The organism is Rhizobium sp. BK418 (genome assembly GCF_004341105.1).
Lineage (GTDB): Bacteria > Pseudomonadota > Alphaproteobacteria > Rhizobiales > Rhizobiaceae > Rhizobium.
Map to the genome: position 1 here is coordinate 78,858 of NZ_SLZK01000012.1, position 10,793 is coordinate 89,650.

11 protein-coding genes and 1 pseudogene are annotated in these 10,793 nt (G+C 60.8%); all 12 read left to right on the forward strand.

Going from position 1 to position 10,793, the window contains the following annotated elements:
- The first annotated feature begins 58 nt into the window (after nt 1-58).
- A complete protein-coding gene (ccoN, locus tag EV281_RS29845; protein ID WP_132658451.1) occupies nt 59-1,681 on the forward strand; it encodes a cytochrome-c oxidase, cbb3-type subunit I in 1,623 nt (540 codons plus the stop codon).
- Between the two features lie 8 nt (nt 1,682-1,689).
- Complete coding sequence (gene ccoO, locus EV281_RS29850) at nt 1,690-2,424, forward strand: cytochrome-c oxidase, cbb3-type subunit II (RefSeq protein WP_132658452.1); 735 nt, start codon at nt 1,690-1,692, stop codon at nt 2,422-2,424.
- Between the two features lie 8 nt (nt 2,425-2,432).
- The gene (locus EV281_RS29855; protein WP_132658453.1) at nt 2,433-2,585 is read left to right on the forward strand and encodes a cbb3-type cytochrome c oxidase subunit 3; all 153 of its coding nucleotides are present in this window, start codon (nt 2,433-2,435) and stop codon (nt 2,583-2,585) included.
- Nucleotide 2,586: 1 nt separating this feature from the next.
- Nucleotides 2,587-3,450 carry a cytochrome-c oxidase, cbb3-type subunit III gene (ccoP, locus tag EV281_RS29860; RefSeq protein WP_132658454.1) on the forward strand — a complete coding sequence of 288 codons (864 nt, stop codon included), beginning with the start codon at nt 2,587-2,589 and terminating at the stop codon, nt 3,448-3,450.
- A 12-nt stretch (nt 3,451-3,462) separates the two neighbouring features.
- Nucleotides 3,463-3,648: a hypothetical protein gene (locus tag EV281_RS31955; RefSeq protein WP_132658455.1), complete on the forward strand. Its 186-nt coding sequence runs from the start codon at nt 3,463-3,465 to the stop codon at nt 3,646-3,648.
- Nucleotides 3,649-3,910: 262 nt separating this feature from the next.
- Nucleotides 3,911-5,479 (forward strand): cytochrome c oxidase accessory protein CcoG, encoded by a 1,569-nt coding sequence (gene ccoG / locus EV281_RS29870; protein WP_132658456.1) that lies wholly within the window; start codon nt 3,911-3,913, stop codon nt 5,477-5,479.
- On the forward strand, nt 5,476-5,961 hold the full coding sequence (locus EV281_RS29875) for a FixH family protein (protein ID WP_132658457.1): 486 nt from the start codon (nt 5,476-5,478) through the stop codon (nt 5,959-5,961). The genes ccoG and EV281_RS29875 overlap by 4 nt, the downstream gene beginning before the upstream one ends.
- Complete coding sequence (locus EV281_RS29880; RefSeq protein ID WP_132658458.1) at nt 5,958-8,240, forward strand: cation-translocating P-type ATPase; 2,283 nt, start codon at nt 5,958-5,960, stop codon at nt 8,238-8,240. The genes EV281_RS29875 and EV281_RS29880 overlap by 4 nt, the downstream gene beginning before the upstream one ends.
- Nucleotides 8,237-8,395, forward strand: coding sequence for a cbb3-type cytochrome oxidase assembly protein CcoS (gene ccoS / locus EV281_RS29885; RefSeq protein ID WP_132658459.1), 159 nt, complete (start codon nt 8,237-8,239; stop codon nt 8,393-8,395). The genes EV281_RS29880 and ccoS overlap by 4 nt, the downstream gene beginning before the upstream one ends.
- Before the next feature lie 22 nt (nt 8,396-8,417).
- A pseudogene (locus EV281_RS29890) lies at nt 8,418-9,072 on the forward strand (Crp/Fnr family transcriptional regulator).
- Between the two features lie 174 nt (nt 9,073-9,246).
- Nucleotides 9,247-9,975 (forward strand): response regulator, encoded by a 729-nt coding sequence (locus tag EV281_RS29895; protein ID WP_132658460.1) that lies wholly within the window; start codon nt 9,247-9,249, stop codon nt 9,973-9,975.
- A 63-nt stretch (nt 9,976-10,038) separates the two neighbouring features.
- Nucleotides 10,039-10,793 (forward strand): c-type cytochrome biogenesis protein CcmI (ccmI, locus tag EV281_RS29900; RefSeq protein WP_132658461.1); only part of this gene is annotated, 755 nt, incomplete at its 3' end.

The following is a 10,793-nucleotide window of genomic DNA, read 5'->3' on the forward strand; positions in this document are numbered from 1 at the left end:
CCTCAACGTACGAGAAAGGCGGCCGCCCTGTGGTCGTCTGCGCACTGGGGACGTCATCATGAACTATACTACGGAAACCATGGTGGTCGCCGTGGGAGCATTCCTGGCATTGCTTGGCGCTGCTTTCGCCCACGACCATCTATTTTCAGTCCATATGGGAATACTGAGCTTCTGCCTTTTCGCCGGAACGTTGCTTCTCGTCAGAAGGGTGGATTTCTCGCCGGCGGGCCGGCTGCCGAAAGCCGATCCATCCGGCTATTTCGACGAGGTGATCCGTTACGGCTTGATCGCCACCGTGTTCTGGGGTGTTGTCGGCTTCCTCGTTGGCGTTGTCATCGCGGCTCAACTGGCCTTCCCGGACCTCAACCTTGCACCCTATCTGAATTTCGGCAGGCTACGGCCTGTCCACACCTCGGCCGTCATTTTCGCCTTCGGCGGCAATGCGCTTATTATGACGTCCTTCTACGTCGTCCAGCGTACCTGTCACGCTCGCCTGTTCGGCGGCAGCCTCGCCTGGTTCGTCTTCTGGGGCTACCAGCTCTTCATCATCATGGCCGCGACCGGCTATGTCCTCGGCATCACCCAGGCGCGCGAATATGCAGAGCCCGAATGGTATGTCGACCTGTGGCTGACGATCGTCTGGGTTGCCTATCTCGCCGTCTTCCTCGGCACCATCCTGAAGCGCAAGGAGCCGCATATCTATGTGGCGAACTGGTTCTATCTCGGCTTCATCGTGACGATTGCGATGCTGCACGTCGTCAACAATCTTGCGGTGCCGGCCTCATTCCTCGGCTCGAAAAGCTATTCGCTGTTTTCGGGCGTTCAGGACGCGCTGACGCAATGGTGGTACGGCCACAACGCCGTCGGCTTCTTCCTGACCGCCGGTTTTCTCGGGATGATGTATTATTTCGTGCCCAAGCAGGCGAATCGGCCCATCTATTCCTACCGGCTGTCGATCATCCACTTCTGGGCGCTGATCTTCATGTATATCTGGGCCGGTCCCCATCACCTGCACTATACCGCGCTGCCCGACTGGGCGCAGACCCTCGGCATGGTTTTTTCGGTCATGCTCTGGATGCCGTCTTGGGGCGGCATGATCAACGGCCTGATGACGCTGTCAGGCGCCTGGGACAAGATCCGCACCGATCCCATCATCCGCATGATGATCGTCGCCATCGCCTTTTACGGCATGTCGACCTTCGAAGGCCCAATGATGTCGGTCAAGACCGTGAACTCGCTCAGCCATTATACCGAATGGACCATCGGTCACGTGCATTCGGGCGCTCTCGGCTGGGTCGGCATGATCACCTTCGGCGCGATCTACTACATGACGCCGAAGCTGTGGGGCCGCGAACGGCTCTACAGCCTGCGCATGGTCAACTGGCATTTCTGGCTCGCAACGCTCGGTATCGTCGTCTATGCGGCGGTCCTGTGGGTCGCCGGCATCCAGCAGGGCCTAATGTGGCGTGAATACAATTCCCAGGGCTTCCTCGTCTATTCGTTCGCCGAAACCGTGGCTGCGATGTTCCCCTACTACGTCCTGCGCACGCTTGGCGGCGGTCTCTATCTGGCCGGCGGTCTCGTGATGGTCTGGAACGTCTTCATGACCATCCGTGGCCATCTGCGCGACGAAGCCGAAATCCCTACTGCCTATGTGCCGCAGGCACAGGCTGCCGAGTGAGGTGACACATGGCATCAATCCTGGACAAGCATCAGATCCTTGAGAAAAACGCGACGCTTCTTCTGGTCGGCTCGCTCCTGGTGGTCAGCATCGGCGGCATCGTCGAAATTGCCCCGCTGTTCTACCTGCAGAACACGATCGAGAAGGTGGAGGGAATGCGTCCCTATACGCCCCTCGAGCTGGCAGGCCGCAACATCTACATCCGCGAAGGCTGCTATCTCTGCCACAGCCAGATGATCAGGCCCTTCCGAGACGAGGTGGAGCGCTACGGTCATTATTCGCTTGCTGCCGAATCCATGTACGACCATCCCTTCCAGTGGGGATCGAAGCGCACGGGTCCGGATCTGGCGCGCGTGGGCGGCCGTTACTCCAACGAGTGGCATGTCCAGCACCTGTCGAACCCGAGGGCCGTCGTGCCGGAGTCGATCATGCCGAGCTACGCCTTCCTCAAGGAGCAGGAGGTTACGGTCAAGGACGTCGGCATGGACCTCAAGGCGAATGTGGATGTGGGCGTGCCCTATAGCGACGACATGATCGCCAATGCGGAGGCGGACATGAAGGTTCAGGCCGACCCGAACGCCGATACGACCGCGCTTCTCGAGCGATATCCCAAGGCCAAGATCGGCGATTTCGACGGCGATCCCAAGAAGCTCACCGAGATGGACGCCCTTGTGGCCTATCTGCAGATGCTCGGCACGCTGGTCGATTTTTCGACCTATGACGACGCCACTGGCTACCGATGAGGTGAAAAATGGAAACCTACACCGCAATGCGGCACTTCGCCGATAGCTGGGGTCTCCTGGCAATGACGGCCTTCTTCGTCGGAGCGATCATTTTCACCCTCCGCCCTGGCAGCAAGCAGGCTGCCAAGGATGCCGCCAACATTCCTCTGAAGGATGATTGAGATGTCGGAAAAACATATCGATGAAATCAGCGGCGTCGAGACGACCGGCCATGAATGGGACGGCATCCGTGAACTGAACAATCCCATGCCCCGGTGGTGGGTCTGGACCTTCTACGCGACGATCCTGTGGGCGATCGGCTATGCCATCGCCTATCCGGCCATACCGATGATCACATCGGCCACGAAAGGCTATCTCGGCTTTTCCAGCCGTGCCGAACTGCAGCAGGACCTTGACCTTGCAAAGGCGTCGCAGGTGAAGTTCCAGGACATGATCGCTGCCAAGACCGTGCAGGAAATCGACGCCGATCCGGCGCTTCGCGAATTCGCGATCGCCGGCGGTGCCTCCGCCTTCAAGGTCAACTGCGCGCCGTGCCACGGTTCCGGCGCGAGCGGCGGACCCGGCTTTCCCAACCTCAACGACGACGACTGGCTTTGGGGCGGTGATCTCGATTCCATTCAGACGACGATCGCCCACGGCATCCGTTTCGACAATGACGCCGACACACATGTCTCGGAAATGCCGGCCTTCGCCGACATGCTCGACAAGGATCAGATCCGGCAGGTTGCTGCCTATGTCTGGAGCCTGACGAACAAGCCATCGGACGAGGCCCTCGCGGAAGCCGGCAAGCAGGTATTCCTCGACAATTGCGCGGCTTGTCACGGCGAGGATGCCAAGGGCAAGCTAGAGATGGGCGCACCGAACCTTGCCGATGCCATCTGGCTGAAGGGCAGGGGTGAGGAGGCGATCGTCCAGCAGGTAACAGCTCCAAAGCATGGCGTCATGCCGGGCTGGTCGGTGCGCCTCGGTAATACGACCGTCAAGGAACTCACCGTCTTCGTCCACGCGCTCGGCGGCGGCCAATGAGGGAACAGTACGATGACGAACCATGATCATAATGCGCTCCTTGAGCTCTATGGCACCCCGCGCGCAGTGATCCGCTCGCGTGTGTCGATACGTGCAAGGTCTGCCCCGCCTGCTTGCGAGCAGGAAGACCCGGCAAGGATCGGCAGTTCGATTATAAGTTTGATCTGCCTCAAAGATCACAATCCGACCAGCCGCTAGATCTGTAGGCGAGGACGTCCCAGCGGCTTCTCCCCGTTGTCCTCCACGGCCGTGCCCCCTCTCCCGGGCGCGGCCTTTTCGATTGGTCAAAGGCAAGGAAACGATCGGGCGCAAATGCCTATGCCTGTCGGTTGCCCGGCTCTTCAGGGCTGCACCTCCTGCCCGGGCAAGGCCTCCTCCGCGCAAACCGCGTTCTTGACATGAATCAAGGATCACGCGCCGGAAACAGAGGAGAAGGGCAGTCACAAACCGGAACAGGCCCATGAATCTCTACACAGCACCCGATCCCAAATCAGTGGAACGCGTCAATGCGGAGCCGGTCAACGCCCGTCGAAACCGTCAGCCGCTCTATGCGGCGCGCAAGAAAGTCTTCCCCAAACGGGTCGAAGGGCGCTTTCGCCGGTTCAAGTGGATCGTGATGCTGATCACGCTTGCGATCTACTATCTTGCACCCTGGATCCGCTGGGATCGCGGTCCTTTTGCGCCCGACCAGGCGATCCTGGTCGACCTGTCTTCCCGCCGCTTCTTTTTCTTCTTCATCGAGATCTGGCCGCAGGAATTCTACTACGTCGCCGGATTGCTAGTCATGGCAGGTTTCGGGCTGTTTCTGGTCACATCGGCCGTCGGCCGCGCCTGGTGCGGTTACGCCTGTCCGCAGACGGTGTGGGTTGATCTCTTTCTCGTCGTCGAGCGCGCCATCGAAGGCGACCGCAACGCCAGAATGAAACTCGACGCCGGAGCATGGACGTTCGACAAGCTGCGCAAGCGCCTGCTCAAGCATGCGATCTGGCTTGTCATCGGCGTCCTGACCGGCGGCGCATGGGTGTTCTACTTCGCGGACGCGCCGACCCTCGTCAAAGGACTTTTCACGGGGCAGGCTCCGGCTGTGGCCTATGCGACGGTCGCCATTCTGACGGCCACCACCTATGTCCTCGGCGGACTGCTGCGTGAACAAGTCTGCACCTATATGTGCCCCTGGCCGCGCATCCAGGGCGCCATGCTCGATGAAAACTCGCTGGTCGTGACCTATAACGACTGGCGCGGGGAGCAACGCTCGCGTCATGCCAAGAAGACGCAAGCGGAGGGGCAGGCCGTCGGCGATTGTGTCGATTGCAATGCCTGTGTTGCGGTTTGTCCGATGGGAATCGATATCCGCGACGGGCAGCAGATGGAGTGCATCACCTGTGCGCTCTGTATCGACGCCTGCGATAACGTCATGGACAGGATCGGCAAACCGCGCGGTCTGATCGCCTATGCGACACTCAGCGAATATGCCAGCAATATGAATATTGCCACCGACGGAGGCAAGGCGCCCGTCCAGCCGGCGCGCGTCAGAAAGCCGGACGGCTCGTTTGTCGACGGCATTCGCCACTTCAACTGGCGCATCATTTTCCGACCCCGTGTCGTCTTCTATGCCGCCGTCTGGGCCTGCATCGGCGTTGCCATGCTCGTGCATCTATCAATGCGCGAACGGTTGGAGCTCAATGTCGTGCATGACCGCAATCCGCAATATGTGCTGGAAAGCAACGGATCGATCCGCAACGGCTACACGCTGCGCGTTCTCAACATGGTTCCCTCGCCGCGCACGATCGAACTGACCCTGTCGGGCATTGATGGCGCGACGATGCGGATTCCAGAGCTCGGCAAGCAGGAAGGACGTCGGTTCATGATCGATGCCGCCCCCGACGCAGCGACGACGCTCAAGGTGTTCATCACCCGCAAGCCGACCGGCGACGCCGTCAACGAATTCCTCTTTTCGATTGAAGATGCCGGCCATGCCGACCGCGCGACCTATCGGGCCGCGTTCAACGCCCCAGGAGATGTGAGATGAGCACTCGCACGCAAGGATTTACCGGCATGCATATGTTGCTGACCACCTGTGCCTTCTTCGGTGTGATTATCGCTGTCAACTTTACGATGGCCTGGTATGCCTCGTCGAGCTGGAGCGGGCTCGTTGTCGAAAACACCTATGTCGCCAGCCAGGAGTTCAATGGGAGGGCTGCCGCCATGAAGGCGATGGCCGCTTCGGGGATTGCAGGCAAACTTTCGCTGACGAGCGACGAAATCCACTACGATATCCGCAACAAGGATGGCTCGCCGGCTGTTGTCGACGACGTCGTGGCGAACTTCAAAAGGCCAGTCGGTGATCACGAGGACTTTCACGTTGGTCTGACCAAACTCTCAGAAGGACGGTTTAAGGCGGATCGTGCGGTCGCGACAGGCGACTGGATCGTCGAGGTGACTTCGCGCCGTGGCGGCGAAATCATCATGCATGAGGCCGTGCGCATCGACACTGCGGAGTTTGCCCAATGACCTGCTGCACCGTGAATGCGGAGGGTGTCCTTGCAATGAGCACGACCTCCTTCAGCGCCGAGGAGATCGGGCTTGCCAGCCACGCGCTCGGCGGCGGTCTTCGCCAGCTCGATCTCAGCGTGCCCGACGTCCATTGCGGCGCCTGCATATCGACAATCGAGCGGGCCCTGTTGGCTCTACCCTACGTGCGAAAAGCCAGGGTGAACCTCAGCGCGAGGCGCGTAAGTTGCGTTTATGCCGAGGAGGTGGACAATAAAGCGGTCGATCCTACCGGTATTACCGCGGCCGTCAGTGCGACTGGCTACAGGGTTCATCTCTTTGCCCCACTTGCGCCGGAAAGCGACAAGACACGGAACCAGCTTCTTCTTGCGGTCGGGGTTGCCGGGTTTGCCGCAGCAAACATCATGCTGCTGTCGGTATCCGTCTGGTCCGGTGCGGATGCTGCCACTCGCGACATGTTCCATTGGATATCGGCAATGATCGCGGCCCCGGCGCTCGTCTATTCCGGCCGCTTTTTCTTCCGATCGGCCTGGAACGCGTTGAAGCGCGGACGCACGAACATGGATGTGCCGATCTCACTTGCCGTGACGCTCTCCTATGTCGTTTCGCTGTGGGAGACGATGCATCATGGTGAGCATGCCTGGTTTGACGCGACCGTATCGCTGCTGTTCTTCCTGCTGATCGGACGGACCCTCGACCATATCATGCGCGAGAAAGCGCGTGCGGCGATCAACGGACTGGCGCGGCTTGCCCCGCGTGGCGCGCTGGTGGTGGCTGTCGACGGATCGAGACGTTACGTGGCGGTCGAGGAGATCGCTATCGGCGACGAGATTGCCGTGGCAGCCGGTGACCGCATCCCGGTCGACGGTATCGTCGCCAGCGGTGCGAGCGATCTCGATCTGTCGATCGTCACAGGCGAAAGCAGCCCGGTGGCCGTGAAGCCCGGCGCGCAAATCCATTCCGGCGCAATGAACCTGACCGGCTCACTGACCGTGCGCGCCACCAAGCTCGCCCGCAACTCGCTGCTTGCCGAGATTATCGGCCTCATGGAGGCCGCCGAAGGCGGGCGGGCGCGTTACCGGCGGATCGCCGACAGGGCGGCAGCGCTCTATTCGCCCGCCGTGCACCTGCTCGCGCTGGTGTCGTTTCTAGGCTGGGGGATCATCGGCGGAGACTGGAAGCAGGCGATGCTCGTCGGCGTTGCCGTACTCATCATCACATGCCCATGTGCTCTCGGGCTGGCTGTCCCGGTTGTGCAGGTCGTTGCAGCCGGCGAGCTCTTTCGCCGCGGCGTCATGGTCAAGGACGGTTCGGCGCTTGAGCGGCTCGCCGAGGTCGATACCGTCGCCTTCGACAAGACGGGAACGCTGACGCTCGGGCGACCGAGACTCGTGCGGACCGAGACAGACAACGCCAGGACTATCGCGATCGCCGCGGGACTTGCCCAGCACTCCCGGCATCCGCTCTCGCTCTCGCTTGCCCGCCAGGCTGATGTGGCGGAGCGATTCGAGCACGCGGTCGAGATCGCAGGCGGCGGTCTCGAAACCGCGCGTGAGGATGTCGTCTATAGACTCGGAAACGCGTCTTTCGCCTGCGGAGAGGCCGAGATCGCGACATCCGACAGTCCGCTTTCCGAAGTCGTGCTTTCAGCAAACGGGGTGGCGCTGGCGCGCTTCTTCTTCGATGACACGCTTCGTGCGGGGGCAGGCGAGGCGGTCGCCGATCTGGAAGCGGCCGGTTTCCAGACGCTGATTTTTTCGGGAGACCGTCGATCCGTCGTCGAAAGAACGGCACGCAGCCTCGGCGTCGATCGCGCTCTTGGCGCGCTGAACCCGAAGCAGAAGGTGGAGGCTTGTGAGGCCCTGCGGGAGAAGGGACGGCGCGTGCTGATGGTCGGCGACGGCATAAATGACGCGCCGGCGCTGGCCGCAGCTCATGTCTCGATGGCGCCGTCCAGCGCTTCCGATATCGGACGTCAGGCGGCCGACCTCGTCTTCTTCAACGAGCGGCTCAACGCAGTGCCCGACGCCATCCGGATTGCCCGGCGCTCGGCTGCGCTTATCCGGCAAAATTTTGCGCTCGCGATCGGTTACAACATCCTGGCCGTGCCGATTGCGATCGCAGGCCTTGCGACGCCTTTGATTGCTGCCGTCGCGATGTCGACGTCCTCGATCATCGTGGTCACCAATGCCCTGCGTCTCAACGCCTTTGGAGCGCGAAGCGCGCCTCGGCCAGCTTTGCAGAGCCCGATCCGCGAAAGGGAGGTAGAAGTCGCATGAACATGCTCATCTACCTGATCCCGATTGCGCTCTTCATGGGCGGCCTTGGACTGGCGGCGTTCCTCTGGTCCTTGAAAAGCGGTCAGTATGACGATCTGGAGGGCGCCTCCTGGCGGGTGATTGCCGACGATGATTCCGATCCGACAGCTAAGTGATCGCGTCAGCCGGGAAGAACCGATACTCTTCAACAACGAACGACTTTTACAGTCAGACCTGTTTTGCGGGCTGAGCGAGGAGACTGGTCGCCCTTGCGCGCCGGCGCACCTATGTATTGGGCGAAGAAATCCTCGCGGAAGGTGAGCCTGGTATCCACGTCGTCTATGTCGCAAGCGCTGTGGTCAGGCTGACGCGAACGGAATCGAGCGGGCGTGATACGGATATCCGCGTCTGCGAACCGGGCGACTTCATCGCCGAATATTCGATCGCACTCGGCGGCAATTACGCGCATGGCGCCTGTGCCGGCGCCTCGAGCGAGCTCGTGCATTTCAAAGCTGCGGCGCTGCGTGCACTTGCCGATAAATGCCCTCAGCTCCAGCGTAACCTGCTAACGATATCGGCCCGCCACCTTCTTGAAGCGTTCGACGGCATTGCCGGCGATCGCTTGCACACGGCAGCCCATCGCGTGGCAATTTTCCTGTTGCGCCAGTGCCCGGAGGCGACTTTTCAGGCGACATTCCACCTTCCCTACAAGAAGCAGATTCTGCCTGGAAAACTCGGGCTCGGACCGGAGGCCCTATCACGGGCATTTGCCGCTCTCGCGCGGTGCGGGGTCGACGTCAAAGGTCGAACGGTCCGCATCGCAAACGTCGCTCTGCTGCGCCAGGTCTGCTAGCGGCGGTCGCGCCCGAAGCCAAACTGTCGGACGCTATCGTGAAGAAGTCCGCCAGGCGAGCCAATCAACACAAGGTTTCTTTGGGAACTATTGCATAAGACGCTGAGAGCGGTGGCGCTCGCCGAATTCCTGCGCTATCTGATTGGAAGATCGAAAGCGAGCTCAACGAGGACAATGGAACCGGACCGTATTCTGGTGGTCGATGATGACGCGCGGATCAGGCAGATGCTGGTGCGTTACTTCGAAGACAACGGATTTAGGGTGAACGCGGTCGCAAACGGCGCGGCGATGCGTTCCGAACTCGCCAAAGGCTCTTTCGCTGCAATTTTTCTCGATCTGGTGCTCCCGAACGGCGAGAACGGCCTTGAATTGCTGCGGGAGCTTCGCAGCACGTCTGACGTGCCGGTTCTCATGCTGACCGGTCAGGACGATGTCACGGACAAGGTCGTCGGCCTCGAGGTCGGCGCCGATGACTATATCGCCAAGCCATTTCATCTGAGGGAACTGCTGGCTCGTCTCAGAACCATCCTGCGGCGCCGCATGTCCTCTGATGCGACCCGCCAGGTCAATGGAGAGGACGAGACGCTTGCCTTCGAAGGCTGGTCTCTCGATGTGTCGCGAAGGCGGCTGACCTCACCCCAGGGGAGCGACGTTGCCTTGACGACGGGCGAGTTCGACATGTTGCTCGTTTTCGTGCGCAATCCCGGCCGGGTTCTTTCGCGCGAAACCCTCATGGATCTCACGAGAAACCGCAATCTCGAAGCCTTCGATCGCGCAATCGATGCCCAGATCGTCCGTTTGCGCAAGAAGATCGAGGATGATCCGAAGAGCCCGGATCTCATCCAGTCGGTGCGAGGCGTCGGTTATGTCTTCACCGGTCGACTGGGACGAACATCGAGATAATTGATCCTCGTCAATGTCCGGTCCGCTGCTCCGGCTATGTGTTGAGCCACTATGGCTGCAACAATGACGATCTGGATTCTTTTCGCGGTAATGACGACCGCAGCGACTGCCATCCTGCTTCATCCGCTCTCGACGGGCGGCCGGAAGGCGGCAAGCGCCAAAGCGGATGCCGGCAGGGTCTACCGCGCCCAGCTTTTTGAACTAGACGAGGATATCGCCTCCGGACGCATCGCGCCGGGCGAGTACGAGTTGGCAAGAGCGGAAACGGCGCGACGCCTGTTCAAGGCCGCCGATGACAGCCGGCCGGCGCAGAGCCCGCAACGGGCCGGCAGATGGCTGAAACACGCGATCGCCGCGTTCCTGCCCTTGCTCAGCATCACTCTTTACGTCTCTCTCGGTTCTCCGGATCTCCCCTCGCGTCCCTTAGCGGCAAGGCTCGCGGAGCCTGGCCAGGATCTCGCAATTCTCGTCAAGAAGATGGAGGATCATCTGGCTGGCCATCCCGAGGACGGTCGGGGATGGGATGTCATCGCCCCCGTTTACCTCAAGATGGGCAGGATTGATGATGCAGCGAAGGCGTATCGAAAGGCACTTCGCCTGGACGGGACCAATGTTCATCGCCTGGAGGGGCTGTCGGAAACGCTCATGGCCACCTCAAATGGCCAAGTATCCGGGGAAGCGTTCGATGAACTCATGCAGATCCTCTCCCTGGAGCCGAACAACCCGCGGGCGCGTTTCTACATTGCGCTGAGCCTGGAGCAGGCGGGCAAGTCGGATGAGGCTCGTGGCGCCTTCGAGGAATTGGCGAAGCAATCTCC